The organism is Actinomadura madurae, assembly GCF_047130825.1.
GTDB classification, from domain to species: Bacteria; Actinomycetota; Actinomycetes; order Streptosporangiales; family Streptosporangiaceae; genus Spirillospora; species Spirillospora madurae.
In genome coordinates this window covers 9528527-9552641 of the sequence record NZ_CP083237.1, presented here as the reverse complement: position 1 = coordinate 9552641, position 24115 = coordinate 9528527, and the positions used below count along the sequence as shown (strand labels likewise).

The window sequence follows — 24115 nt, the reverse complement described above, 5'->3', positions numbered from 1 at the left end:
TCCCGGCAAGAGGCCTTAGCCATCCTTTCCCAGGATATTCCCGAGTTCGTTGATCGGCACATCGCCGGTGGCCGAATCCTTTCCCGATTCGCGCCCGTTATGCCCGGGTGATGACCAAATCCGGCTATTGTCCTGATCAGCGGCGCTCCGGCGCGTCCCCACCGCCAGCGCCAGCAGCGCGCCGAGCGCGCACATCCCGGCGGTGATCCAGAAGATCTCCTGGTACTCGGTCCGCAGCGCGTCCTGCAGCGCCGCGTTGTAGACCTTCGTCTGCCGCGCGAACTCCTCGTCCGACATCAGGAACGGCAGCGGCGGCTTCAACTCGGCCGTCAGCGCGTGGAACCGGTGGAACCCCCACGCCGACAGGGCGGAGATGCCGAGCAGCATCCCCATCATCCGCGCCACCACCACCGCGGCGGACGCCACCCCGTGCCGCGCCGCCGGGACGAACGCCAGCACCGCCGACGACACCGGCGCGATCACCAGGCCGAGCCCGAGACCGGTGACGACCAGGTCCACGTCCATGCGCGGCAGCGGCCCATAGCGCGCGTTCGCCAGGTCGGCCGGCCAGCCCGCGATCAGCAGGTATCCGACCGCGGACACCGCCATCCCCGCCGCCATCGGCCAGCGCTCCCCCACCCGCCGCGCGACCAGCCCGCCGGCCACCGCCGCGACCGGCAGCGCCACCAGGAACCTCGTCAGCAGCAGCGCCCCCTCGGTCGCGTCCTTGTCCAGGACGGTCTGCGCGACCAGGACCACGTCCACCAGCGTCACCATCAGCGCCGCGCCCGACAGCAGGCTCACGCCCAGCGTCGCCAGCAGCGGGACGCGCCGCACCCCCGACAGGTCGAACAGCCGCGTCCTCGCCCGGACCTCCCACAGGACGAACGCCACCAGCACCACCGCGCCCGCGCCCAGCACCGGCGGGCCCCACGACGGCAGCGCCGCCTTCTGCGGCTCCGGGTTGTAGACGGCGGCGACCAGCAGCGCCAGACCCAGCGCCAGCAGCAGGCCCCCGACGACGTCCACCCCGGGCCGCGGCCCCTCCCGGCGCCCGCCGGGCACCGCGTACTGCACGGCCGCCATGGCGGCCGCCACCAGCGGCAGATTGATCCAGAAGATCGCCCGCCAGTCCAGCGCCGCCGCGATCCCCGCCCCGTACAGAGGGCCCAGCACGCTCCCCAGTTCCTGCGCCGCCCCCACCGCGCCGAGCACCACCGGCCGCTGCCGCTCGTCCCACAGATCACCGGCCAGCGCCATCGTCACCGGCAGTAGCGCGCCGCCCGCGACGCCCTGCACCACCCGCCCCGCCGTCAGCACCGGGACGTCCTGCGCCAGCGCCGTCACCACCGACCCCACCGCGAAGAACACCAGGCACGCCTGCAGCAGCGACCGCCGCCCGAACCGGTCCGACAGCTGCCCGAGCAGCGGCATCGCCGCCACGTACCCCAGCAGGAACCCCGTCAGGACCGGCGTCACCCGCTCCAGCCGGTTCACCGCGATGCCGAGATCCTTCACGACCGGCAGCAGGACCGTCGTCACGACATAGGCGTCCAGCGCCGCCAGCAGCACCACCGCGCCGCCGGCGCCGATCGCGACCCGGCGACGCTCCCTCACTTCGGTGCGCTGATCTTGTACGGGGCGTCGTACTCGGTGAACTTGATCACCACCGCGCCCTTGCCCCCCGGGAACGCCCCCCGCACCTTCACCGGCCGGTTGTCGGCCCGGCTCACCCACACCTGGCCGTCCATGTCCGCGGTGATACCCGGGATCAGCCCCGCGATCTGCGCCTTCGGCAGCTTCGCGCCCACCCGGTAGGTCTCCGTGCCGTCCACCTTCTCCACCGCCTGCGGCTCCGGCGCCTGCGCCGCCGACAGCAATCCGGCGATGCCCCGCTGCGGATCGAGCACCGCCGAAGGGTCGTACACGCCGGACGCCAGCGCCTTCGGCAGCTTCCGCCAGCCGCCCGTACCCGCGTCCAGGAAGATGCTGTCGCCGACCGCGACGACCTTCATCTCCACGTTCTGGCCCTGCTGCTCCACCGTCAGCGTCCCCTCCGCGTCCCCGCTCCGCAGCAGCTTCATCTCGCCGCTCTTCACGATCACCGGAGTGGTCCCGTCCGACTCCAGGGAGAACGCGATGCTCTTCACGTTCCCCATGGCCTGCGCGGACTGCCGCAACGTCTGCGCGGCGTCGAAGTTCGCCTTCTTCGCGGGCTCGCCTCCCCCGCCACCATCGCACGCACCGGCGAAGACCAGCGCCAGCAGCACGGGGACGAGAGCGAGATTGCGTCTGGACATACGCGGGACCCTACCGACGGGTACCCGCGCCCGTCCTCGGTACCAGGTATGACATCGCCCCCTCCCAAGGATGACATCGCCATTCACGGTGGCCCTCACAAAAAGGCCGCCGCTAAGATGGCACCCGGCAAACCCCGGCCGTCACCGGGAACGCCCCGGGGCGGTAGCTCAGCTGGTCAGAGCAGAAGACTCATAATCTTCCGGTCGCGGGTTCGAGTCCCGCCCGCCCTACGGAGTGGCCGAGGCATGCCCACGGAAAGCGTGGGCCGGGCTCCTCCGGCATGCCGACCCGGGGGACGACCCCCGGACCCCCGATGTGGGGGCTCCGCCCCCACGCCCCCTTTGGGGCTTCGCCCCTCGCCCCCTGACGGTTGAGCTGGGCGGGCCTCTGACGGGTGGGCTAGGCGGGCCAGTGTGGGGGGCGTTTTTCCAGGAAGGCGGTCATGCCCTCTTGGGCCTCGGGGGTCTGGCTTGAGGCGGCCATGACCTCGATCGCGTAGGCGTAGGAGTCCTGTTCCGGGCGGTCGAACTGGGCGTACATGGCCTGCTTGCCCAGGGCCTTGCTGCGGGGGCTGCCCTGCGTGGCGCGCTCCAGGAGCTCGCGGGTGGCCTTGTCGAGCTCGTCGTCGGGGACGGCGTAGTTGATCAGGCCCCACTCGGCGGCCGTGGCGGCGCTGAAGACCTCGCCGGTCAGCGCCATCTCCGCGGCGCGCTTGCGGCCGATGTTGTGCGCGATCGCGACGAGCGGGGTGTGGCAGAACCAGCCGCCCTTGCCGCCCGGGGCCGCGAAGCCCGCGCTCTCGGCGGCGACGGCCAGATCGCAGCTGGCGGCCAGCTGGCAGCCCGCGGCGGTGGCGAGGCCGTGCACCCGGGCGACCACCACCTGCGGGACGGACTGGATCGTCTCCATCAGGCCGGTGCAGACCCGCAGGAGGTCCCGGACGTCGGCGTGGGACGCCCCGGCCATGTCGGCGAAGTCGTGTCCGGCGGAGAAGACCGGGCCGTTCGCCGCGAGGATCACCCCGCGGGCGTCCGTCGCCCCGACCTCGCGGAACGCGTCGGTGAGCGCCAGGAGGAAGCCGCGCGACAGCGCGTTGCGGCGCCGCGGGCGGTTCATCGTGATCGTGGTGAAGGCGCCGTCGCGGTCAAGCAGGACGTCGTTGTCTTCGCTCATGGTCCCGACGTTACGTCAGACCCTCGTCGTACGGTGGTCGGGTCCACCGTGCCGAGGGGGTATGGCCTTGAAACTGCTCACCGCCACCAACTCCAGCCAGGGATTCCGCGACAACGACTTCGACTGGTGCGTCGAAGGCGAACTGGTCCACATCGGGCTGGTGTGCGCCAGCGACCGCGACGACCCCGACGGCGGCTGCGGCTGCGGCCGCTCCTTCGCCGGCCTCAACTCGCACCGCGCCACGACGACCGCGATGGTCCGCGAGGTCCCCGGGTTCACCGGCGACGACTACGTCCTCGCGATCAGCAGCAGCCTGGAGCAGCAGGGCTGCGACCCCTCGTTCGCCGAGCACGAGGCGGCGCTGCTGCGCTGCCTCGTCCGCGACTGGCCGGTGGGGGTGATCGTCGAGCGGCGGCTGGATGAGATCGTGGTACGGCAGGTCGTCCAGCCCTAGGAGGTGCTCGATGCTCGTCGCTTTCTCGGTGACCCCGCTCGGCGTGGGCGAGGAGGTCGGCGAACTCGTCGCCGAAGCGGTCCGGGTGGTGCGGGCGAGCGGCCTGCCCAACCGGACCGACGCCATGTTCACCACCGTCGAGGGTGAATGGGACGAGGTCATGGCCGTGGTGAAGGCCGCCACCGACGCGGTGGCCGCGCGGGCGCCGCGGGTGAGCCTCGTCGTGAAGGCCGACCTCCGCCCCGGCGTGACCGGCGCGCTGGACGCCAAGGTCGAGTCCGTGGAGCGCCACCTCCGGTAACCCGGTCCGCCGCTGTGCTCCCCGCACAACGCCGGCGACCTTCGATTGGACCCCCGCCCCGTCTTGCCTCCGGGCCGTGGACGTGGGCCGGCGCCCCGTGCTGGGGTGCCGGTCACACGACCTTCTGGAGGGGGCGCATGGCGAACGGGACCCTCGCGGTCCGCGGGCTGTCGGTGAGCTACGGGCGGGCGGTGCGGGCGCTGCGCGAGGTCTCGCTGGACGTCCCGGCGGGATCGGTCACGGCGGTGCTCGGCGCGAACGGGGCGGGCAAGTCCACCCTGCTCCGCGCCATCTCGGGCACGCTGCCGTTCCATCGCGGGGCGGTCGACGCGGGCACGGTGCACCTCGGCGGGCGGCCCCTCGTCGGCCTGCACCCGTCGACCGTGGTGGCGGCCGGGGTGGTGCAGGTGCCGGAGGGCCGGCGGGTGTTCGGCCGGCTCAGCGTCGAGGAGAACCTGCGGGCGGGCGCGCTCGGCGCGCCGGCCCGGGCGGAGGCCGCGAAGGCCCGCGCCCGGGTGCTGCGGCTGTTCCCGCTGCTGGCCGAGCGGGCCCGGCAGCGCGCCGGGCTGCTGTCCGGCGGGGAGCAGCAGATGCTCGCGATCGGGCGGGCGCTGATGGCGTGCCCGTCCGTCCTGCTGCTGGACGAGCCGACGCTCGGCCTCGCGCCGCTGATGGCCGCGCGGATCTCCGAAACGGTGCGGGAGATCAACCTGCAGGGCACGGCGATCCTGCTGATCGAGCAGAACGCGGCCCTGGCGCTGGAGCTGTCGTCGTCCGCGCATGTGCTGGAGGTCGGCGCGGTGACGCTGCACGGGCCGTCGGCGGAGCTGGCGGCCGGCGACGAGGTCCGGCGCCGCTACCTCGGCGTCGCGGGCGAGGAGGACGAGGGCCCGGATGGCGAGAGCGGCCCCGCGCTCGGGCGGTGGGCCGGATGAGCGAGCTGGTGGTCAGCGGGCTCACGGTGCGGTTCGCCGGGCTCACGGCGCTGGACGGGGTCGGCTTCACCGTCGCGGCCGGCAGCGTGCACGCGGTGATCGGGCCGAACGGGGCGGGCAAGTCGACGTGCTTCAACGTGCTGTCCGGGGTCTACCGGGCCACGGAGGGCAGCGTCCGGTTCGGCGGGACGGAGCTGACGTCCCTGCCGCCGCACCGCATCGCGGGCCTCGGCATCGCCCGGACGTTCCAGAACATCGCGCTGTCCGGGCGGCTGTCCGTCGAGGACAACCTGATGCTCGGGCGGCACCGCCTCACCCGGGCCGGGTTCGCGTCCGCGGGCCTGCGGACGCCCTGGGCGCGCGGGGAGGACGCCCGGCACCGGGCGCGGGTCCGCGACATCGCCCGGTTCGTCGGCGTGGACGCGCACCTGGGCGCGCCCGCCGCGGCGCTGCCCTACGGCGTGCGCAAGCGCGTCGAGCTGGCCCGCGCCCTCGCGATGGAGCCCCGGCTGCTCCTGCTGGACGAGCCGGTCGCCGGGATGAACGGCGCGGAGCGGCGGCGGATGGCCGCGGTCATCCGCCGCGCCCGCGCCGACCTCGGCGTCTCGGTCCTGCTGGTCGAGCACGACATGGGGATGGTCATGCGGCTGGCCGACGAGGTCACCGTCCTGGACTTCGGCAGGCGCATCGCGGGCGGCGAACCGGCCGCGGTGCAGCGCGACCCGGCGGTGGTCCGCGCCTATCTCGGCGGCGCGCACGCGCCGTCCGGCCCGGAGGGGAATCCGTGAGCACGTTCATCGAGCTGGTGGTCAACGGGGTGTCGGCGGGGTCGGTGTACGCGCTGATCGCGCTCGGCTTCGTGATCATCTTCAAGGCCACCGAGGTGGTCAACTTCGCGCACGCGTCGCTGCTGCTGGCGGGCGGCTACGTGACCGCCGTCCTGCACGACGACATCGGGTTCCTGCCGGCGCTCGGCGCGGGCGTCGCGGCCGCGGCCGCCGCCGGGGCGCTGGTGGAGCTGCTGGTGCTGCGGCGCGCACGCGTGGAGGACCACGCGGTGTTGGCGATCGTCACGATCGGCGTCGACATCGTGCTGACCACCGCGCTGACGCGGGAGATCGGCACGCGGGTCCTCTCCCTCGGCGACCCCTGGCAGGACCGCGTCGTCGACGTCGCGGGCGTCGGCATCGCCCAGTCGCGCATCGCCGCGCTCGTGGCCGCGACCGTGCTGATCGCGGCGTTCCTGGCGGCGTTCCGGTTCACGTCCTGGGGCGTGGCGATGCGGGCCGCGGCCGAGGACGGCGAGACCGCCGCGCTGATGGGCGTCCGGCTGTCGCGGGTCTCGCTCGCCGCGTGGGCCGTCGCGGGCGGGCTCGCCGCGGTCGCGGCGCTGTTCCTGACCGTGTTCCCGACGCCGGGCCTGGACCGCGGCACGTCGTTCGCGGCGATGAAGGCGTTCCCGGCCGCGATCCTCGGCGGGCTCGACTCCACGACGGGCGCGCTCGCCGGCGGGCTCATCGTCGGGCTCACCGAGTCGCTGGTCACCGGCTACCAGGGCGACCTCGCGTTCCTCGGCCGCGGCATCGGCGACGTGGCGCCCTTCCTCGTGATGCTCGCCGTGCTGCTCGTCCGCCCGGCGGGGCTGTTCGGGACGAGGGAGCTGTCCCGTGTCTAGGCCCTCACCGCGAGCCGTCGCGGCCCTCGCGGCCACGGCCGTCCTGCTCGCGCTGCCGTTCTACCTGGACGCCTTTTGGCTGCAGACCGGCCTGTTCGCGATGTCGGCCGCGATCGGCGCGATCGGCCTGAACCTGCTGACCGGCGCGACCGGGCAGCTGTCCATGGGGCACGCGTTCTTCCTGGCCGTCGGCGCCTACGGGTACGTGTACCTGGCGTCCGGCCCGGAGCCGCGGCTCGCCGGTCTGGGGCTGCCGACGCCGCTGGCCTTCGCCGGCGCCGTCGTCCTGGCCGGCGTCGCGGGCGGCCTGTTCAGCCCCATCGCCGCGCGGCTGCGCGGCACCTACCTCGGCATCGCGTCCCTCGCCCTGATCTTCATCGGGCAGCACGTGCTGTTCAACGCCGAGCGCGTCACCGGCGGGTTCAACGGGCGGGACGTCCCGCCGCTGGAGCTGGCCGGGTTCCGCTTCGACGACTCCCCCGAGCTGGTGGTGTTCGACGTCCCGCTGGGCGCGCTGGAGCGGCTCTGGTTCCTCGCCGTCCTGCTGCTGGTCCCGGCGGCGTGGATCGCGCGCGGCATCCTGCGCGGGCGGCCGGGACGGGCGATGAACACCATCCGCGACCGCGAGGTGGCGGCGGCCGTGATGGGCGTCCCGGTGGCGCGCTACCGGGCCGGGGTGTTCGTGCTGTCGTCGATGTACGCGGGGGCGGCCGGGGCGCTGCTCGCGCTGTCGTTCCGGCGGACCGTCCCCGACTACTTCGGCATGTTCCTGTCCCTGGACTACCTCGCCATGATCGTCATCGGCGGGCTCGGCACCGCGGCGGGGGCCGTCGCGGGCGCGGTGTTCGTGTCCGTCCTGCCCCAGCTCCTCACCCGCTTCGGCGACGACCTGCCGCTCGTCGCCGCGCCGGGCTCCGGCGGGCTCTCCCCCGCCGAGGCGGCCCGGATCCTGTACGGCGCCGCCGTCGTCGCCGTCGTCCTGTTCCTGCCCGGCGGCCTGACCGGGACCTGGGCGCGGCTGCGCGCCGCCTCGTCCCGGCGCCGGGCCGCCCGTTCCCTCACCCGACTCGAAAAAGAGGAGCAACCGGTATGAAACGCCCCCGTATGACGGGCACGGCACGGCTCACGGCGGCCGCCGCGCTGGCCATGGCCCTCCCGCTGAGCATGGCGTCCGGATGCAGCGGCAAGGCGTCGGGCGGATCCGGCGGCACCGGCGCGGACGGCGTCAGGACCGGCCCCGGAGTCACCGCCGGCACGATCCGCGTCGGCATCGAGACCGACCTGACCGGCGTCTACGCGCCGCTCGGCAAGAGCCTCACCCAGGCCCAGCAGATGTACGTCGAGCAACTGAACGCGCAGGGCGGCGTCTGCGGGCGCAAGATCGAGCTGGTCGTCCGCGACCACGGGTACGACGTGCAGAAGGCCGTCGCCGCCTACAGCGAGATGCGGTCGAGCGTCATCGGCATCGCCCAGTTCGTCGGGTCGCCGATGGTGACGGCGCTCGGCAAGCGCATCACGTCCGACGAGATGCTCGTCATCCCGAACGCGTGGGCGACGACGCTGCTCGGGAACAAGTACATCCAGGTCACCGGCACCACCTACGACATCGACATGATCAACGCGCTCGACTTCCTCACCGAGGAGAAGGGGATCAAGAAGGGCGACAAGATCGGGCACGTCTACTTCGAGGGCGACTACGGGGAGAGCGCGCTCGCCGGGTCCAAGTACGCGGCCGGCGAGCTCGGGCTGACGCTCGTCGAGCAGAAGATCAAGGCGACCGACAACGACATGACCTCCCAGGTCGCCGCGCTGGAGAACGCGGGCGTGGCGGCGATCCTGATGAGCGCCGGCCCCCGGCAGTCGGCGTCGCTGGCGGGCGTCGCCCGCGCCAAGGGGATCACGGTGCCGATCGTGGCGAGCAACTCCGGGTTCTCCCCGCAGCTGCTGCGGACGCCGGCCGCGCCCGCGCTGCTCAAGGACTTCTACCTCGCCAGCGCCGGCGCGCCGATCTCCTCTGGCCTCGCGCCGATCAAGAAGCTCGCGGACGACTACGGCCGCGAGTACCCCGGGCAGCCGCGCGACAACGCCGTCGTCAACGGCTACACCAACGCCGTGATCTTCACGGACGCGCTGAAGAAGGCGTGCGCCGCCAAGGACCTCACCCGCGAGGGCCTGATCACCGCGCACCGGGCCACCACCGCCCACGACGGCGGCTACGGGACGCCGATGGACTTCTCGAAGGTGGACGAGCCCGGCACCCGCAAGACCTACATCCTGCGGACCGACGCCAAGGCGCTCGGCGGGCTCGTCGTCGAGCGGGACGCCCAGGAGTCCGAGGCCGCCGAGACCTACCGGGTCCCCGCGGGCGCCTAGCCCTCCGCCGGCGCCTCCGGGTCGGTGACGAGGCGGGCGGCGACGCGGTCGAGGACGGCCAGGTCCTCGGGCGGCAGGTCGTGGAGCTCCGGCGGCGGGGTGTCGAGGATCCGCTCGGCCTCCGCCGCCGCCGCGCGCCCGGCCTCCGTCACCGTCACGATCTTGGACCGGCGGTCGGCGGGGTGCGGGGACCGCTCGACCAGGCCGCGCCCGACCAGGTCGTCCACCACGAGCGTGGCGTACGGGCGGTCGGTGACCAGCGCCTCGGCAAGGTCGCGCAGGGTCAGCGGGGGCGTCGCCGCGGCGATGCGGCGCAGCGCCTTGACCCGGAAGAAGCTCATGCCGAGCGCCTCGGAGACCTCGCGGCGCCGGTCGGCCCGCTCGTGCAGCAGGACGCGAAGGTTGTGCCACGCCCGCGCCGCGGTCGCGGCGTGCCGGGCGGCCGGGTCGGGCTCGGTCATGGGGCGGTCGCTCCCGTCGCGTGGCGGGCGTCCGGCGGCGCGTCGCCGGACCCGAGCAGGGCGGACGTGCGCGCCGCGCTGCGGGCGGCCCGCGGGCCGGTGGTCAGCGTGCCGAGCACGAGGACGGTGGCGGCGCACCCGGCGAGGATCCAGTATGCCGGGCGGGCGGCCGACACGAAGGTCGACGCGGCGTAGGAGCCGGACGTCCCGGCCGCGAGCACCGCGCCGATCACCGCGACGCCGAGCGCCTGCCCGACCTGCCGGCTGGTGGAGGCGACGGCGGCGGCCACGCCCGCCTGCGAGCGCGGCATCCCGGAGACCGCGGTGTTGGTGACCGGCGAGTTCACCATGCCGAACCCGATGCCGAACAGCACGTAGGCGGCGAACAGCGTGGGATCGCCGGTCTCGGCGTCGAACGCGGCGAACAGCAGCGCGCTGGCGAGCATCGTCGCGCCGGCGATCTGGAACGGGAGCCGCGGGCCCCGGCCGCCGACGAGCCGCCCGGACAGCGGGGCCGTCGCCGCGGTCATCGCCGCCATCGGCAGCAGGTACAGCCCGGCCTGCAGCGCCGACATCCCGCGCACGTTCTGCAGGTAGAGCGTGTTCAGGAAGAGGAAGCCGCCGAGCGCCGCGAGCCCGCTGAGGCCGATGACCGTCGCGCCGGAGAACGGGACGCTGCGGAAGAAGCGCAGGTCGATCAGCGGCTCGGGACTGCGCAGGGCGTGCCGGACGAACCCGGCGAGCGCCGCCGCGGCCAGCAGCGCGGCGCCGAAGACGGCCGGGTCGCGCAGGCCGTGGCCGGGCGCCTCGATGATCGCGAACGTCAGCGCGCCGAGCATGACGATCAGGAGGATCTGGCCGAGCGGGTCGAGGCGGCGCGGCCGGGCGGCCCGCGACTCGGGGACGAAGCAGGCGGTCAGCACGAGCGCGGCCAGCCCGATCGGCACGTTCAGCCAGAAGATCGAGCGCCAGCCGACGGAGTCGACGAGCAGCCCGCCGACGAGCGGCCCGAGCGCCATGCTGAGGCCGACGACCCCGCTCCACACGCCGATGGCGCGGGCCCGCTCGCGCGGCTCGGTGAACACGTTCGTGATGATCGACATCGCGACCGGGTTGAGCATCGACCCGCCGACCGCCTGGACCACGCGGGCGCCGACGAGCCAGCCGAGGGACGGCGCGAGGCTGCACATCACCGACCCGCTGACGAACAGCGCGAGCCCGGTCTGGAACACCCGGCGCCGGCCGATCCGGTCGGCGGTCGAGCCGGACAGGATCAGCAGCGACGCCAGGACGATCAGGTAGGCGTCGATCGTCCACTGGAGGCCGGACAGCGAGCTGCGGAAGTCCTCCTGCAGCGACGGCAGCGCGACGTTGAGGATCGTGTTGTCGAGGCTGACGACGAGCAGGCTCATCGAGCAGATGGCCAGCACCAGGAGCCGGCGCCGGGGACTGAGTTCGGGCACGCGCCCTCCCACCGTTGTAGCCGTACAACCATTGCAAGACTACAACCGTTGTGCGACTGCAACGATTCCGGGCGCCTAGTGCGGGGCGGGCGTGCGGGCGCGGGCGGCCGGGACGACCAGCGGGTTCCCGGTCTCCGGGCAGTCGATCACCTGGCACGGGAGCCGGAAGACCCGCTCCACCAGCTCGGACGTGACGACCGCGGCGGGCTCGCCCTCGGCGACGATGCCGCCGTCCCGCATCGCGATCATGTGCGTGGCGTACCGGGCGGCGTGGTTGAGGTCGTGCAGGACGGCGACGACGGTGCGCCCCTCCTCGTGCAGCCGCGCGCACAGGTCGAGCACCTCGATCTGGTGGGCGATGTCGAGATAGGTCGTCGGCTCGTCCAGGAGCAGCAGCGGCGTCTGCTGGGCGAGCGCCATCGCGATCCAGACGCGCTGGCGCTGCCCGCCCGACAGCTCGTCCACGGGCCGGTCGGCGAGGTCCCCGACGCCGGTCGCGTCCATCGACTCGGCGACGACCCGCTCGTCCTCCCGCGACCACTGCCGCAGCAGGCTCTGGTGCGGGTACCGGCCGCGCGCGACCAGGTCGGCGACCGTGATGCCCTCCGGCGCGATCGACGACTGCGGGAGCAGGCCGAGCGTGCGCGCCAGCTTCTTGGCCGGCCAGTCGGCGATGGGCCGGCCGTCCAGGACGACCGTCCCCGCGGACGGCCGCAGGATCCGCGCCAGCGCCCGCAGCAGCGTCGACTTGCCGCACGCGTTCGGCCCCACGATCACCGTGAACGAACCCTCCGGGACGGCCACGTCGAGGTCCTCGGTGATGATGCGCTTGTCATAGGCGAGCGTCAGCCCGGTTCCGGTGAGGCGCGCGTTCCCGTCCTTCAATTCAGATCCGTCCCGTCTTGCGTTCGGTCACGAGGAGCCAGACCAGGTATCCGCCGCCGAGCAGGCCGGTCACGACGCCGACCGGGAGCTGATGGCCCGGGAACGCGCGCTGCGCGGTCCAGTCGGCGGCCACCATCAGCGCCGCGCCCATGCACGCCGCGGGCAGCAGGTTGGGGCCGGCCGTGCGGGTGAGCCGGCGGGCGAGCTGCGGCGCGGTCAGCGCGACGAACGCGACCGGGCCGGCCGCCGCCGCGGCGAGCGAGGTGAGCAGCACGGCCGCGGCCAGCATGACCAGCCGGACCCGCTCGATCGGCACGCCGAGGCCGTGCGCCGCGTCGTCGCCCATCTCCAGCATCCGCAGCGCCCGGCCGCAGCCGACCAGGACCAGCGGGCCGAGGACGGCGAGCGCGGCGATCACCGGCGCGGCGTCCGCCCAGTCGCGGCCGTCCAGGCTGCCGGTCAGCCACAGGACGGCGCGGGCGGCGTCGACGATCTGCGCCTGGGTGAGCAGGTAGCCGTTCACGCCGGTGAGGATCGCGGCGACGCCGATGCCGACGAGGATGAGCCGCTGCCCGTGCGCGCCGTGCCGGCCGGCGACCGCGTAGACGAGCAGGCCGGTGAGCAGGCCGCCGCCCGCGGCCCCGGCGGCGACCGCGGCGCTGCCCCCGCCGGTCAGCACGATCACGGCGAGGACGCCGGTCGCGGCGCCCTGGCTGAACCCGAGGATGTCGGGGCTGCCGAGCGGGTTGCGGACGAGCGACTGGAAGATCGCCCCGGCCAGCCCGAGCGCGGCGCCCACCGCGAGCGCGGCCGCCACCCGCGGCAGCCGGATCTGGTTGACGATCAGGGAGTCGGCGGGCGAGCCCTGCCCGAGCAGGGTGCGGACGACCTGCGCGGGGCTCATCGGGAAGTCGCCGCTGCCGATGAGCAGGACCCCCGTCCCGAGCGCGACCGCGAGGCAGACCGCCGCGACGACGAGCGCGCGCGGGCGGAACCGGAACGACGGCCCGGCGGGCACCCGGACGACGGCGAAGTGCGGGGCCCTGCTCATGAGGCGGCCGTCCTCCGGCGCCGGACGAAGTAGAGGAACACCGGGCCGCCCGCGACGACCATCACGATGCCGACCTGGAGTTCCGACGGGCGGACGACCACCCGCCCGAGGACGTCCGCGGCGAGCATCAGGGCCGGGGAGAGGACGGCGCAGTACGGGATCAGCCGGCGCAGGTCGGGGCCGGTCAGCGCGCGGACGAAGTGCGGGATCATCAGCCCGACGAAGATGATCGGCCCGCAGGCGGCCGTCGCCGCGCCGCACAGCAGGGTGACCGCGACGATCGCGGCGACCCGGACCCGGCGCGGGTCGGCGCCGAGCGCGCGGGCGGCGTCCTCGCCCATCGCCATCGCGTTCAGCGGGCGGGCCAGCAGCAGCGCCATGGCGAGCCCCGCGAGGACGAACGGCGCGACGCGGACCACGGTGTACCCCTGCGCGGCGCCGAGAGAGCCGACCGTCCAGAAGCGCATCCGGTCGAGCGACGCGGTGTCGAGGAGCTGGACCGCGTTCACGTAGGAGAACAGCGCCGCGTTCAGCGCCGACCCGGCGAGCGCGAGCCGCGCCGGGGTGGCGCCGCGCCCGCCGCCGACCGCGTAGAGCAGCACCGCGACGGTGCCGGCGCCCGCGAACGCGAACCAGACGAAGCCGGTGAACGAGGTGATGCCGAGGAAGGAGATCGCCGAGACGACGGCCGCGGAGGCGCCCGCGTTGATGCCGAGGATCCCGGGGTCGGCGAGCGGGTTGCGGGTCAGGGCCTGCATCACGGCGCCGGCGAGCCCGAGCGCCGTCCCGGCGAGCAGGCCGAGCAGCGTGCGCGGGACCCGCATGTCGTGGACGACGGTGTACGCGGGCGAGTCGTCGTGGAACAGCCCGTCCCAGGCCTGCGCGAGCGACAGCGGCTTCGCGCCGACCGCGAGGCTCAGCACGACGGCGGCGAGCAGGAGCAGGACGGCGGCGAGGAGCCCGGCCGCCCACGGCGCGCGCCCGGCGGCCGGGCGTCCGGCGGGCAGGCGTTCGGCGAGCTGGCTGAGCGGCGGCGACTTCGTCAGCAACACCTGGTGGGCTCCGGGGGACGTGCCTGGGGCCGCACTGGCGGGCCCCGCTCTGGACAAGATCTTAGGTTAGGTTAACCTAAGCCCGCAGCGGTCACCATCACACCACCGTAGTTGATTTGGGAGAACGTCCGTAATGTCATACATCGGTGCTGGTCACCTCACCCGCCGCGGCTTCCTGGGCGCGAGCGGCGCCGCCGCCCTTGGAGCGTTCCTCAGCGCCTGCGGCGGCGACGGAGGCGGCACGGCCTCGTCCGGCGGCGGCGCGTGGACGTTCACCGACGACCGCGGCACCAAGGTCGACCTCAAGGCGCGCCCGCAGCGGGTCGTCGCCTACGTCGGCGCCGCCGCGGCCCTCTACGACTTCGGCGTCGACCGGCAGCTCGTCGGCGTGTACGGCCCGACGAAGCTCAAGGACGGCAAGCCGGACCCGCAGGCCGGGAACCTGCCCGTCGACCGGCTGGAGATCATCGGCAACGCCTACGGCGAGTTCAACATCGAGAAGTACGCCGCGCTGCGCCCCGAGCTCCTCGTCGACAACATGTTCGTGCCGCCGGACCTCTTCTACGTCCCGGCCGAGAGCAAGGACAAGATCTTCGCGCTGGCCCCCAGCGTCGCCATCTCCACCGGGGCCGTGCCGCTGCCGAAGCCGATCGAGCGGACCGGCGCCCTCGCCGCCGCCCTCGGCGCCGACCTGAAGTCGGCGAAGGTCACCGCCGCCAAGGCCCGGTTCGACAAGGCGTCCGAGACGCTGCGCGCCGCCGCCAAGGCCAGGCCGGGCCTGAAGGTGCTGGCCGCGTCCGCGAGCCCCGACCTGTTCTACGCCTCCAGCCCGAACAAGAACACCGACCTCATCTACTTCAAGGAGCTCGGCGTCGAGCTCATCGTGCCGGAGAAGCCGAGCCAGGACGGCTACTTCGAGGAGCTGAGCTGGGAGAACGCCGGCAAGTACAAGGCCGACGTCATCATGCTCGACACCCGGACGCAGGCGCTCCAGCCGAAGGACCTCGGCTCCAAGCCGTCCTGGAAGGACCTGCCCGCGGTGAAGGCCGGCCAGGTCGTCGCCTGGCAGCCCGAGCCGCGCTTCTCCTACGAGGGCTGCGCGCCGATCATCGAGTCCCTCGCCCAGACCATCCAGTCCGCGAAGAAGACCGGCTGAAAGGCGGCGCGATGACGACCCCTGCCCACCCGTTCGCGTTCTTCGACCTGCACGTCCTGCGGTCCGAGCGGCTCGGGCCGTCGATGGTCCGGGTCACCTTCGGCGGCGCGGACGGCTTCGTCACCGCCGGGCGCGACCAGCGCTTCAAGCTGTTCCTCCCGCACCCGCACCAGGACGCACCGGTGATGCCGCGGAACAGCAACGGCGACACGTGGTTCGCCGACTGGCGGGCGCTCGACCCGGCCGAGCGCGGCATCATGCGGTCCTACACCGTCCGCGGCACCCGTCCCGGCGAGCTCGACGTCGACTTCGCCCTGCACGCCGACGGCACGTCCGGCCCGGCCGCCCGCTGGGCCGGGTCGGCGGGCGCGGGCGACCGCGTCACCGTCCTCGGCCCGACCGGCCCCGACAACGGCGGCTACGACTTCCGTCCGCCGCCCGGCGCCCCGGTGGTGATCGCCGGCGACCTGACCGCGCTGCCCGCGATCGCCGGGAACCTCGCCTGGCTGCCCGCCGGGACGCCCGCGAAGGTGTGGCTCGACGTCCCGTACCCCGAGGACCGGCAGGACCTGCCGACCGCCGCCGACGCGGAGGTCACCTGGGTCTCCCCGGGCGGCCTGGTGGACGCGGTCCGCGCCGCGACGATCCCCGCCGGCGCCTACGCGTGGATCGCCGGTGAGTCCGCCGTCGTCAAGGCGCTGCGCCGGCACCTGGTCAAGGAGCGCGGCCTGGACCGCCGCGCCGTCACCTTCACCGGCTACTGGCGCCGCGGCGCCACCGAGGAGGACCTGCTCGCCGAGGTCGTCGCCGGCGGCAGCCCCGCCACCGAGGAGTGAGTCACGGGGGTGGGAGGATGCGGCGTTCCAGGGCGGTCATGACGGCGGCGGTGCGGTCGGAGACGCCGAGCTTGCCGAAGATCCGCAGCAGGTGCGTCTTCACGGTCGCCTGGCCGATGTGGAGGCGGCCGCCGATCTCGGCGTTCGTCAGGCCCTCCGCCACCAGGGCGAGCACCTGCGACTCCCGGGCCGACAGGACGGGCGGCGGCGCGGCCGCGCTCGCCGCCGCCAGCCGGGCCGACACCTCGGGCGACAGCACCCGGCGGCCCGCCGCGACGTCCCGGACGGCCGCGGCGAGGTCGGCCCGCGACGCGTCCTTGAGCAGGTAGCCCGCGGCGCCGGCCTCGATCGCCCGGACGATGTCGGCGTCGTCGTGGAAGGTCGTGAGGACGAGGATCCGGTGGCCGGGCAGCCGCTCGATCGCGCTCACCCCGTCCCCGGACGGCATCCGCAGGTCCATCAGGACCACGTCCGGGCGGACGGCCGGCACCACCGCGACGGCCTCGTCCCCCGACGCGGCCTCCCCCGCCACCTCGATGTCCGGCTCGGCCGCGAGCATCCCCCGCAGCCCCTCCCGGACGATCGGATGGTCGTCGACGATCATGACGCGGAGCACGGCACCTCCGCCTCGACCCTGGTGCCGTCCGCGCCGTTGACGGTGAACGTCCCGCCGGCCTGCTCGACCCGGCTCCGCATCCCCCGCAGCCCGAACCCGCGTCCGGCCCGTTCCGGGTCGAACCCGCGCCCGTCGTCGGCGACGGTCAGCCGCACCGTGCCCCCGTACTCCAGCATGATCATCACCGACCCGGCGCCCGAGTGCTTGCGGACGTTGGCGAGCGCCTCCTGTGCCACCCGCAGCAGGACGACCTCCACGGCGTCCAGCGGGCGCGGCTCCCCCTCGACGACCAGGTCGGCGGGCAGGTCGAAGTCGCCGGCCATCCGCCGCAGCGCCTCCACCAGCGAGCCGCCGTCCAGCGCCGGCGGCGCCAGCGCCGCGACCAGCCCCCGCGTCTCGGCGAGGTTCTCCCGCGCCGTGCGGACCGCCAGCTCCAGGTGCCGGTTCGGCCCGGTGTCGGCCTCCGCCGCCTGCAGCAGCATCACGATGGAGGTGAACCCCTGCGCGATCGTGTCGTGGATATCGCGGGCCAGCCGCTCCCGCTCGGCGAGCACCCCCGCCTCGCGGCTCACCTCGGCGAGCTCGCCGCGCGTCCGGTCCAGCTCCTCGATCAGCCGCAGCCGCTCGCGGTTCTGGCGGCCGAGCCGGCCGATGAACACCGCGAGCAGGACGCTGCACGCGACGCCGCCCGCGACGATCACGACCGTCATCGCGCGGCTCGCGCCCGACTCCGCCAGCGCGAGCCCGACCGGGCCGGAGAGCAGCACGAGCATCAGCGCGAGGCCGCGGGCCGTGCCGTACATCATGTAGACCTGCGGCGCCAGCGCGGACAGGCCCGTCGCCGTCACCGGCGCGAGCAGCGTCGCGGGCACGAACATGCAGATCAGCGCCACCGCATAGATCTTGCACCCGGGCCGCGGCACCTCCTGCGACCGCAGCGCCTTCCGCCCGATCGCCACGTACGCCAGGCTCAGCAGGACCAGCAGCAGGATCGCCGCCGCCCGCCGGCCGGGCGGCGCTCCGTCGGCGGCCGTCGCGGCGATCGTCCCGACCAGCACCATCGCGAAATAGGCGTCCCAGAACGGATACGAGCGCAGCCAGACGCTCTCCGCACGCGCCCCCTCCGGTCCGCCGGTCATGTCCGCCACCCCGCTCTGTCCACCGACCGGTGGATACTACCGACCGCCAGGTCGCAGCATGATCGTGCCCATGAACAGCACCGCCGTCCGGCAGGCCCTCCTCGCCCTCACCGTCGTCTACGGTCTCCTCATCGCGCTCCTCGCCGTCCTCGACGTCGCCGCCCTCGGTCTGGTCGCCTCCGCCGGCGCGGTCCTCATCGGCCTCGGCTGGGGCTTCGCGGGCAGGCTGACCCGGCGCGGGCCCCAGGGCTGACCGGCTCACCGGTCCTTGTCGCCGGGCTCGTCGAGGACGAGGGTGGCGCGGTCGACGGCACCGGCGCGGTACGCGGCGGCGCCGATCGTCTGGGCGGCGACCGGGGCCGTGATCAGCTGGAAGACCGCGACCAGGAGCAGCGGGGCGGCGGCGGACACCGAGCCGGCCTGGGGCGCCGCCCCGGCGAGGACGAGCAGGAGCCCGATGGTGTGCGGCTTCGTGGCCGCGTGCAGCCGGGTGAGCAGGTCCGGGAACCGCAGGACGCCGAGGGCGCCGACCGCCGTGAACGCGGCGCCCGCGGGAAGCAGGACGGCGGTGAGGACGTCGCCGGCGCTCACGCGCTCCCCTCCCGCTGCGCCGCCAGCCGGGCCGCGGTGACCGAGCCGACGAAGCCGAGCAGCGCGATCACCACGAGGATCGTGCCGTGCGCGGGCTCGCCCCAGACCGCCGCGTGCACCGCGACGCCGCTGACGAGCAGCACCGACAGCACGTCCACCGCCATGATCCGGTCGAAGACGGTCGGGCCGCGGACGAGCCGCGCGGTCGTCATGAGGGCGGCCGCGCCGAGCAGGGCCAGGGTGACCGTGTAGACGACGTTCATCGTTCCTCCTCGTCCTCGGGTGTCCCGAAGGCACGGACCAGCCTGTGCTCCGTGCCGAGCACGCCGTCGCGGGCGGCGTCCGCCTCGTCCCGGTCCCGGACCGGCATGGCGTGGACGCGCAGAATCGACCGCTCCCAGTCGAGGTCGACGAGGAGGGTCCCGGGGCGCAGCGAGATGCTCATCGTCACCGCCAGCAGCACTAGCTCCGAGCGGGACCGGGCGCTCACCTCGACGATCGCGCCCCGCACCCGGCGGGGAGCGCGCACCGCGTGCCATCCGATGACCACGCTGGAGGCGACCAGGTCCCACGCGAACTCCAGGGCGGCCTCGGCGAAGCGGAGCGGCCGGACCCGCGTGACCAGCGGGACGGTCGGCAGCCGGCTCACCCCGTAGGCGACGACGACGGCCGCGATGCCGCCGATGACCGTCAGCGCGTCGATCCGCCCCCAGAGCAGCAGCCACACCGCGAGCAGCCACACGGCCATGCCCAGCCGGGAGCCGAGCCCGCGCAGCGCGTCGTTCACGGCGTCCTCCCGTCCAGCACGGCCTGCCGGTAGGGCGCCGGGTCCACCAGGTCGGCCGCGGCGCGGCGGCTCCACGACGAGAGCGGGCCCGCGAACACGGCGATGACGAGGCCGCCCACCACCATGACCGCGGTCACCGACCGCATCACCCGCACGCCGCCCGGCGTGTAGGCCTCGCTGGAGGGCGGCTCGCCCGCGTCCTCCGGGCGTGGCCGCCAGAAACCGAGCGTCCAGATCCGCGCCATCGCCATCAGGGTGAGGACGCTCGCGAGGACGGCGACGCCGGTGACCGCGTACGCCATGGGCCGCCCCGCGCCGAGCCCCGCCTGGAACAGGGCGAGCTTCGCGACGAACCCCGAGGTCGGAGGCACGCCGCTGACGCTCATCGCCGGGACGAAGAACACCACGGCGATGAACGCCGACAGGCGCGCGAGGCCCCCGAGCCGGCGCAGCGACGTCTCCCCCGTGCGGGCCTGCATCAGGTCGCTGACCAGGAACAGCGTCGCCTGCACGACGATGTGGTGGACGAGGTACAGGATCGCCCCGGTGAGCCCGGCGACGCTGAACAGCGCGAGCCCGAAGAGCATGTACCCGATGTGGCCGACGAGGGTGAACGAGAACACCCGGTGGATGTCGTCGTGCGTCAGCGCGCCGAGCGTGCCCACCAGCATCGTCCCGGCGGCGAGGACGAGCATGACCCGCGACCCGTCCTCCCGGGGGAACACCAGCGTCTCCACCCGGATGAGCGAGTAGACGGCCGCCTTGGTCAGCAGCGCCGCGAACACCGCCGTGACCTTGGTGAGCGCGACGGGGTAGCTGTCGGGCAGCCACATGTGCATCGGCACGATGGCGCCCTTGATGCCGAACACCACGAGGAAGAGCAGCCCGAGCGCCGTCCGGGTGGCGGCCGGCAGGTCCGGGACGCGCTCCGACAGGTCGGCGAGGTTCACCGTCCCGGCCGCCGCGTAGGTCAGGCCGAGCGCGGTGAGGAACAGGATCGAGGACGTGAGGCTGACCACCGTGTAGGTCATCCCGGCCCGGAGACGCTCCGCCGTCGGCGTGAGCGTCATCAGGACGTAGCTCGACGCGAGCATGATCTCGAACGCGACGAACAGGTTGAACAGGTCGCCGGCGAGGAAGACCAGGCAGACCCCGGCGGTCAGCGCGAGGTAGGCCGGATGGAACACCCCCGGCTCGGTCCGGCGCTCCAGCCCGCCGGCGCCCTCCGCGACGGCGTGCACCAGGATCGCCAGGAGCACCGCCGCGGACACCACGAGCAGCAGCGCCGACAACCGGTCGGCGACGAGCGTGATGCCGAGCGGCGCCGCCCATCCCCCGATCTGGACGGCGAGCACCCCCTCCCGGGCCACCGCCGCCAGCAGCGCCGCGGCGGCCCCCACCACGCCCGCGGCGACCAGCGGCGCGAGGACCCGGAGCCAGACCTTCCGGCGCCGGCTGATCAGCGCCAGGGCCGCCCCGAGCAGCGGCAGCACGAACGGCAGCGGGACCAGCACGGTCATCGGCCGTCCCCCTCGTCCCGGCCGGGCTCGTCGCCCTCTTCGAGCGGGTCCCTCTCCTCGGGCGGCACGTCCCAGGTCTCGCGGCGGCGCTCCGCGGCGATGCGGCGGTCCTCGACGTCGTCCTGCACCTCGTCCTCGCCGAGCAGTTCCCGGCCGCGGTAGGCCAGCGCGAGCAGGAAGGCCGTGACCCCGAAGGTGATCACGATGGCGGTGAGCGCCATGGCCTGCGGCAGCGGGTCGGCCATCGCGCGCTCCGAGCCGCCGCCGAGCAGCGGCGGCGCGCCGGCGGCCCCGCCCGCCAGCAGCAGGACTAGGTTCGCGCCGTGCCCGAGCAGCATGAAGCCGACCACGACGCGGATGAGGGAGCGCTGCATCAGCAGGTTGAACCCGGCCGCGAACAGCACCGCGACGGCGAGGACGAGGACGAGGGCGGGCCCGGTCATGACGCCTCGCCTTCGTCCGGGGCTTCCTCGGGCTCCTGGACGTCCAGGCTCGCGCCGAGGGTGGTGAGGAACACCAGCACCAGCCCGAGGACCAGCAGGTACACCCCGAGGTCGAAGAACAGGCTGGTGTAGACGTCGACCTCGCCGACGGCCGGCGGCGTGGCGTGCAGGACATCGCTGTGCAGGAACTCCCCGTGCGGGAACCCGCCGGACGCCCAGCCGGCCGCGCCGGTGGCGATCGCCAGGCCCAGCCCGGCGCCGACCAGCGCGCTCGGGCGCACCGGCAGCGCGGTGGCCAGCTCCCGCCGGCCGCCCGGCAGGTACCGCAGGACGAAGGCCATGGCCGCGACGAGCCCGCCCACGAAGCCGCCGCCGGGACGGCCGTGCCCGGCGAGGAGGAGGTAGAGGGAGAAGACGAGGAGGGTCGGGCCGAGCAGCCGCGCCGCCGCCTCCAGGACGACCGACGATCCGCCGAGCGGCGGGCTGCCCGGCGTCGCCAGCCACCGGCTCCCCGCCGCCCGCCCGCGCTGCGCGGCGAGCGGGTACGGCGGCGTCCGGCCGCTGGTCACCAGGCTGACGACGCCCATCGCCGTCACCCCGAGCACCGCGATCTCGCCGAGGGTGTCGAGGGCTCGCACCTCGACCAGGATCAGGTTCACCACGTTCTTCGCCCCCTCGGCCTCGGCGAGCCGGGTGTACCCCGGGCCCACCGGGCGGGCGCCGCGGCTCAGCGCCGCGACCACCAGGAACAGCGCGACGAACCCGCCGAGGCACAGGCTGACCACCGCGGTCGCGATCCTGGCCGGGGTCGCGCGGCGGCGCGGCGGATACCGTTCCGGGAGCCGCCGCAGCACCAGCACCAGCATGATCAGCGACAGCGTCTCCACGACGACGAGGGTGAGCGCGAGGTCGGGCCCGCCCTGCGCCACGAACAGCCCGGCGGTCCCGTAGCCGGTCCCGGCGAGCAGGAGCGCGGCCGGCAGCCGGCGGCGGGCGCGCAGCGCGCCGAGCGCGCAGGCGATGACGACCAGGGCGAGGACGGGCTGCACCGGGTCGTCCCATGCCCGCAGCCGGTCCGCGGCGAGGTCCGGGCCCGTCCCCCGGACCAGGCCGGTCACGAGGGCCGTGCCCGGCACCACCAGCACCATCGCCCCGATGACGCCGAGGTAGACGGGCAGCGACCCGACCTGCACCCGCTTCGTGATCGCGTACGCGCCGGAGAGGACCCCCTCGACCAGCCCGTCGTAGGCCCGCCGGCCGTCCAGGAACCGGGTCCGTGGCCGCCGCGCGGGGAACGTCCGGCCGAAGAGGAGGTACAGCGCGGCACCGAGGAGCAGGGCGAGCGCGGACAGGGCGAGCGGCAGGCCGAGTCCATGCCACAGGGCGAGCTTGTACTCCGGATCTCCCGGCAGCGTCTCGGCGTAGGGGCCGACGGCCGTCCGCACGGCCCCCGGCACGCATCCGAGGACGAGTCCCGCGGCGGCGAGTACCGCGATCGGCCCGGCCAGCCCCCACTCGGTCGCCGAGCGGGCCCCGCCCTCGCCGCCGAACGCGCCGTCCAGGAAGCGCAGCCCGTAGGCCACGGTCAGCGCCGACCCCGCCACCACCCCGGCGAGGACGGCGGCGTCCGTGCCGCCGTGGGCGAACGCCTCCATCGCCGCCTCCTTCGCCACGAACCCCAGCAGCGGCGGCAGGCCGACCATGGACGCGACCGCCAGCACCGCCGCGGCGGCCGGCACGGGCAGGCGCCGCCAGGCCCCCGACAACCGGTCCGCGCGGCGGGTCCCCGTCTCGTGCTCCAGCGCGCCGACCGTCAGGAACAGCGGCGCCTTGAACAGGCCGTGGGCCAGGAGCAGCGCGGTGCCCGCCAGCGCCGCCGTGCGCGTCCCGTCCCCGAGCAGGACCATGAGCAGGCCGAGCTGGCTCACCGTCCCGTAGGCGAGCAGGCGCTTCAGATCGTCCTGCCGAAGCGCGATGACCCCGCCCGCCAGCAGGCTCAGCAGCCCCGCCCCGATGACCAGCGGCCGCCACGCGCCGGCGCCGGCGAACGCGGGCGCCAGCCGCGCCACCAGGTAGACGCCCGCCTTCACCATCGCGGCGGCGTGCAGGTAGGCGCTCACCGGCGTCGGCGCCACCATCGCCGCGGGCAGCCACCCGTGCAGCGGCACCTGCGCGGACTTGGCGAACGCGCCCAGCAGCACCAGCACCACGCCCGCCCGCGCCGCGCCGCCGCCCGGCGGGTCCGCGACCAGCGCCGAGATCCGGTACGTCCCGGCGGCCTGGCCCAGCAGGACGAAGCCGGCGAGCATCACCAGGCCGAACGCCGTCGTCGTCAGCAGCGCCTGCGTGGCCGCCCGGCGGTCCTCCGCGCGGTCCGGCCGCACCGCGCCGATCAGGATGAACGAGTTGAGCGTCGTCAGCTCCCAGAACACGTACAGGACGAGCAGGTTGTCGGCGAGCACCAGGCCCGTCATCGCGCCCGCGAACGCCACCAGCGTCCCGGTGAGCAGCCTCTCGGAACGCTCGAAGTACCAGCCCGCGTAGCAGAGGACGACCGCCCCCACACCGCCGACGAGCAGCAGCATGACGACGGCCAGCGCGTCCAGCCGGAGGTCGATCGCCAGGCCGAGCTCGTGGGCCCAGCCCAGCCGCGCGGTGAGGTCGTCCCGCCCCGCCCGCACCGCGGCCCAGGCGGCCGTCCCCGCCGGCAGCGCCGCCGCGGCGCACGCCATCGCCCGCCGGTGGCGCCCGAGCGCCCAGGGTACGGCGACCGCGGCGACGGCGTAGGCGAGCACCAGCGTCAGCATGCCGCCGCAGACCCCCTCAGCAAGGCACCTCGGAAGCTGATCTACCCGGTCGGTGCCCGCGAAACGGGACCGATAAGCGTTCGATAACGGGCCTCC

At 74.4% G+C, this 24115-nt stretch carries 26 protein-coding genes and 1 tRNA gene; 11 read left to right on the top strand and 16 right to left on the bottom strand.

Annotated elements, in window-relative coordinates; genetic code table 11:
• Positions 1 to 15 precede the first annotated feature (15 nt).
• Entirely contained in the window at positions 16 to 1617 is a 1602-nt protein-coding gene (locus tag K8Z49_RS44775) for an MFS transporter (protein ID WP_412516978.1), read from the bottom strand.
• The gene (locus K8Z49_RS44770; RefSeq protein ID WP_021598615.1) at positions 1614 to 2300 is read right to left on the bottom strand and encodes an LppX_LprAFG lipoprotein; all 687 of its coding nucleotides are present in this window, start codon (positions 2298 to 2300) and stop codon (positions 1614 to 1616) included. Before K8Z49_RS44770 ends, K8Z49_RS44775 begins: the two co-directional genes overlap by 4 nt.
• A gap of 157 nt (positions 2301 to 2457) precedes the next feature.
• On the opposite strand from K8Z49_RS44770, the gene K8Z49_RS44765 reads away from it, so the two are divergent.
• Positions 2458 to 2531 (top strand) — tRNA-Ile (locus K8Z49_RS44765).
• A gap of 169 nt (positions 2532 to 2700) precedes the next feature.
• On the opposite strand, the gene K8Z49_RS44760 is transcribed toward K8Z49_RS44765, so the two are convergent.
• Positions 2701 to 3474, bottom strand: coding sequence for an enoyl-CoA hydratase-related protein (locus tag K8Z49_RS44760; protein ID WP_412516977.1), 774 nt, complete (start codon positions 3472 to 3474; stop codon positions 2701 to 2703).
• Positions 3475 to 3541: 67 nt separating this feature from the next.
• Here K8Z49_RS44760 and K8Z49_RS44755 point away from each other — a divergent pair, with 67 nt between their 5' ends.
• The 7 genes from K8Z49_RS44755 to K8Z49_RS44725 all read left to right on the top strand — a co-directional run bounded on the left by K8Z49_RS44755 (position 3542) and on the right by K8Z49_RS44725 (position 9212).
• Positions 3542 to 3928, top strand: a complete 387-nt coding sequence (locus K8Z49_RS44755; RefSeq protein WP_024935993.1) for a DUF7715 family protein — start codon at positions 3542 to 3544, stop codon at positions 3926 to 3928.
• A gap of 10 nt (positions 3929 to 3938) precedes the next feature.
• Positions 3939 to 4229, top strand: coding sequence for an MTH1187 family thiamine-binding protein (locus K8Z49_RS44750; RefSeq protein ID WP_021598617.1), 291 nt, complete (start codon positions 3939 to 3941; stop codon positions 4227 to 4229).
• 137 nt (positions 4230 to 4366) lie between these two features.
• The gene (locus tag K8Z49_RS44745; RefSeq protein WP_412516976.1) at positions 4367 to 5164 is read left to right on the top strand and encodes an ABC transporter ATP-binding protein; all 798 of its coding nucleotides are present in this window, start codon (positions 4367 to 4369) and stop codon (positions 5162 to 5164) included.
• Positions 5161 to 5952, top strand: coding sequence for an ABC transporter ATP-binding protein (locus K8Z49_RS44740; RefSeq protein ID WP_255275405.1), 792 nt, complete (start codon positions 5161 to 5163; stop codon positions 5950 to 5952). Before K8Z49_RS44745 ends, K8Z49_RS44740 begins: the two co-directional genes overlap by 4 nt.
• Positions 5949 to 6839, top strand: coding sequence for a branched-chain amino acid ABC transporter permease (locus tag K8Z49_RS44735; protein WP_021599876.1), 891 nt, complete (start codon positions 5949 to 5951; stop codon positions 6837 to 6839). The genes K8Z49_RS44740 and K8Z49_RS44735 overlap by 4 nt, the downstream gene beginning before the upstream one ends.
• Positions 6832 to 7932: a branched-chain amino acid ABC transporter permease gene (locus K8Z49_RS44730; protein ID WP_412516975.1), complete on the top strand. Its 1101-nt coding sequence runs from the start codon at positions 6832 to 6834 to the stop codon at positions 7930 to 7932. The genes K8Z49_RS44735 and K8Z49_RS44730 overlap by 8 nt, the downstream gene beginning before the upstream one ends.
• Positions 7929 to 9212, top strand: a complete 1284-nt coding sequence (locus K8Z49_RS44725; RefSeq protein WP_244938845.1) for an ABC transporter substrate-binding protein — start codon at positions 7929 to 7931, stop codon at positions 9210 to 9212. The genes K8Z49_RS44730 and K8Z49_RS44725 overlap by 4 nt, the downstream gene beginning before the upstream one ends.
• Here the strand turns inward: K8Z49_RS44725 and K8Z49_RS44720 are convergent.
• The 5 genes from K8Z49_RS44720 to K8Z49_RS44700 form a co-directional block, all read right to left on the bottom strand.
• On the bottom strand, positions 9209 to 9673 hold the full coding sequence (locus K8Z49_RS44720) for a MarR family winged helix-turn-helix transcriptional regulator (RefSeq protein ID WP_021599879.1): 465 nt from the start codon (positions 9671 to 9673) through the stop codon (positions 9209 to 9211). The genes K8Z49_RS44725 and K8Z49_RS44720 overlap by 4 nt on opposite strands.
• Entirely contained in the window at positions 9670 to 11136 is a 1467-nt protein-coding gene (locus tag K8Z49_RS44715) for an MFS transporter (RefSeq protein WP_111832964.1), read from the bottom strand. Before K8Z49_RS44715 ends, K8Z49_RS44720 begins: the two co-directional genes overlap by 4 nt.
• A gap of 75 nt (positions 11137 to 11211) precedes the next feature.
• Positions 11212 to 12021, bottom strand: coding sequence for an ABC transporter ATP-binding protein (locus K8Z49_RS44710; RefSeq protein ID WP_075019773.1), 810 nt, complete (start codon positions 12019 to 12021; stop codon positions 11212 to 11214).
• 1 nt (position 12022) lies between these two features.
• A complete protein-coding gene (locus K8Z49_RS44705; RefSeq protein WP_021599228.1) occupies positions 12023 to 13072 on the bottom strand; it encodes a FecCD family ABC transporter permease in 1050 nt (349 codons plus the stop codon).
• Positions 13069 to 14124: a FecCD family ABC transporter permease gene (locus K8Z49_RS44700; RefSeq protein ID WP_021599227.1), complete on the bottom strand. Its 1056-nt coding sequence runs from the start codon at positions 14122 to 14124 to the stop codon at positions 13069 to 13071. The genes K8Z49_RS44705 and K8Z49_RS44700 overlap by 4 nt, the downstream gene beginning before the upstream one ends.
• Before the next feature lie 133 nt (positions 14125 to 14257).
• Here K8Z49_RS44700 and K8Z49_RS44695 point away from each other — a divergent pair, with 133 nt between their 5' ends.
• Both K8Z49_RS44695 and K8Z49_RS44690 read left to right on the top strand, forming a co-directional pair.
• Positions 14258 to 15280 carry an ABC transporter substrate-binding protein gene (locus K8Z49_RS44695; RefSeq protein ID WP_021599226.1) on the top strand — a complete coding sequence of 341 codons (1023 nt, stop codon included), beginning with the start codon at positions 14258 to 14260 and terminating at the stop codon, positions 15278 to 15280.
• 11 nt (positions 15281 to 15291) lie between these two features.
• On the top strand, positions 15292 to 16116 hold the full coding sequence (locus K8Z49_RS44690) for a siderophore-interacting protein (protein WP_412516974.1): 825 nt from the start codon (positions 15292 to 15294) through the stop codon (positions 16114 to 16116).
• 1 nt (position 16117) lies between these two features.
• On the opposite strand, the gene K8Z49_RS44685 is transcribed toward K8Z49_RS44690, so the two are convergent.
• Together K8Z49_RS44685 and K8Z49_RS44680 are read right to left on the bottom strand one after the other, a co-directional pair.
• Positions 16118 to 16732: a response regulator gene (locus K8Z49_RS44685; protein WP_412516973.1), complete on the bottom strand. Its 615-nt coding sequence runs from the start codon at positions 16730 to 16732 to the stop codon at positions 16118 to 16120.
• Positions 16717 to 17871, bottom strand: coding sequence for a sensor histidine kinase (locus K8Z49_RS44680; RefSeq protein ID WP_052357773.1), 1155 nt, complete (start codon positions 17869 to 17871; stop codon positions 16717 to 16719). Before K8Z49_RS44680 ends, K8Z49_RS44685 begins: the two co-directional genes overlap by 16 nt.
• 70 nt (positions 17872 to 17941) lie before the next feature.
• Here K8Z49_RS44680 and K8Z49_RS44675 point away from each other — a divergent pair, with 70 nt between their 5' ends.
• On the top strand, positions 17942 to 18124 hold the full coding sequence (locus K8Z49_RS44675) for a hypothetical protein (RefSeq protein ID WP_024935998.1): 183 nt from the start codon (positions 17942 to 17944) through the stop codon (positions 18122 to 18124).
• A 5-nt stretch (positions 18125 to 18129) separates the two neighbouring features.
• On the opposite strand, the gene mnhG is transcribed toward K8Z49_RS44675, so the two are convergent.
• The 6 genes from mnhG to mbhE are packed head-to-tail and all read right to left on the bottom strand — an operon-like array spanning position 18130 to position 24019.
• Positions 18130 to 18462 carry a monovalent cation/H(+) antiporter subunit G gene (mnhG, locus tag K8Z49_RS44670; RefSeq protein ID WP_021599033.1) on the bottom strand — a complete coding sequence of 111 codons (333 nt, stop codon included), beginning with the start codon at positions 18460 to 18462 and terminating at the stop codon, positions 18130 to 18132.
• Positions 18459 to 18725: a monovalent cation/H+ antiporter complex subunit F gene (locus K8Z49_RS44665; RefSeq protein ID WP_021599034.1), complete on the bottom strand. Its 267-nt coding sequence runs from the start codon at positions 18723 to 18725 to the stop codon at positions 18459 to 18461. Before K8Z49_RS44665 ends, mnhG begins: the two co-directional genes overlap by 4 nt.
• On the bottom strand, positions 18722 to 19249 hold the full coding sequence (locus tag K8Z49_RS44660; RefSeq protein WP_075019768.1) for a Na+/H+ antiporter subunit E: 528 nt from the start codon (positions 19247 to 19249) through the stop codon (positions 18722 to 18724). Before K8Z49_RS44660 ends, K8Z49_RS44665 begins: the two co-directional genes overlap by 4 nt.
• Positions 19246 to 20769 carry a Na+/H+ antiporter subunit D gene (locus K8Z49_RS44655; RefSeq protein ID WP_021599036.1) on the bottom strand — a complete coding sequence of 508 codons (1524 nt, stop codon included), beginning with the start codon at positions 20767 to 20769 and terminating at the stop codon, positions 19246 to 19248. The genes K8Z49_RS44660 and K8Z49_RS44655 overlap by 4 nt, the downstream gene beginning before the upstream one ends.
• Positions 20766 to 21212 carry a Na(+)/H(+) antiporter subunit C gene (locus tag K8Z49_RS44650; protein WP_021599037.1) on the bottom strand — a complete coding sequence of 149 codons (447 nt, stop codon included), beginning with the start codon at positions 21210 to 21212 and terminating at the stop codon, positions 20766 to 20768. The genes K8Z49_RS44655 and K8Z49_RS44650 overlap by 4 nt, the downstream gene beginning before the upstream one ends.
• Entirely contained in the window at positions 21209 to 24019 is a 2811-nt protein-coding gene (gene mbhE, locus K8Z49_RS44645; RefSeq protein ID WP_412516972.1) for a hydrogen gas-evolving membrane-bound hydrogenase subunit E, read from the bottom strand. The genes K8Z49_RS44650 and mbhE overlap by 4 nt, the downstream gene beginning before the upstream one ends.
• Positions 24020 to 24115 lie beyond the last annotated feature (96 nt).

Bases quoted from the DNA above. Each gene is read 5' to 3' on its own strand.
- K8Z49_RS44665 (WP_021599034.1), bottom strand. From the start codon at position 18,725: ATGAACGTCGTCTACACGGTCACCCTGGCCCTGCTCGGCGCGGCCGCC.
- K8Z49_RS44650 (WP_021599037.1), bottom strand. From the start codon at position 21,212: ATGACCGGGCCCGCCCTCGTCCTCGTCCTCGCCGTCGCGGTGCTGTTC.
- K8Z49_RS44770 (WP_021598615.1), bottom strand. From the start codon at position 2,300: ATGTCCAGACGCAATCTCGCTCTCGTCCCCGTGCTGCTGGCGCTGGTC.
- K8Z49_RS44680 (WP_052357773.1), bottom strand. From the start codon at position 17,871: ATGACCGGCGGACCGGAGGGGGCGCGTGCGGAGAGCGTCTGGCTGCGC.
- K8Z49_RS44745 (WP_412516976.1), top strand. From the start codon at position 4,367: ATGGCGAACGGGACCCTCGCGGTCCGCGGGCTGTCGGTGAGCTACGGG.
- K8Z49_RS44655 (WP_021599036.1), bottom strand. From the start codon at position 20,769: ATGACCGTGCTGGTCCCGCTGCCGTTCGTGCTGCCGCTGCTCGGGGCG.
- K8Z49_RS44690 (WP_412516974.1), top strand. From the start codon at position 15,292: ATGACGACCCCTGCCCACCCGTTCGCGTTCTTCGACCTGCACGTCCTG.
- K8Z49_RS44705 (WP_021599228.1), bottom strand. From the start codon at position 13,072: ATGAGCAGGGCCCCGCACTTCGCCGTCGTCCGGGTGCCCGCCGGGCCG.
- K8Z49_RS44695 (WP_021599226.1), top strand. From the start codon at position 14,258: ATGTCATACATCGGTGCTGGTCACCTCACCCGCCGCGGCTTCCTGGGC.
- K8Z49_RS44760 (WP_412516977.1), bottom strand. From the start codon at position 3,474: ATGAGCGAAGACAACGACGTCCTGCTTGACCGCGACGGCGCCTTCACC.
- K8Z49_RS44720 (WP_021599879.1), bottom strand. From the start codon at position 9,673: ATGACCGAGCCCGACCCGGCCGCCCGGCACGCCGCGACCGCGGCGCGG.
- K8Z49_RS44725 (WP_244938845.1), top strand. From the start codon at position 7,929: ATGAAACGCCCCCGTATGACGGGCACGGCACGGCTCACGGCGGCCGCC.
- K8Z49_RS44740 (WP_255275405.1), top strand. From the start codon at position 5,161: ATGAGCGAGCTGGTGGTCAGCGGGCTCACGGTGCGGTTCGCCGGGCTC.
- K8Z49_RS44750 (WP_021598617.1), top strand. From the start codon at position 3,939: ATGCTCGTCGCTTTCTCGGTGACCCCGCTCGGCGTGGGCGAGGAGGTC.
- K8Z49_RS44675 (WP_024935998.1), top strand. From the start codon at position 17,942: ATGAACAGCACCGCCGTCCGGCAGGCCCTCCTCGCCCTCACCGTCGTC.
- mbhE (WP_412516972.1), bottom strand. From the start codon at position 24,019: ATGCTGACGCTGGTGCTCGCCTACGCCGTCGCCGCGGTCGCCGTACCC.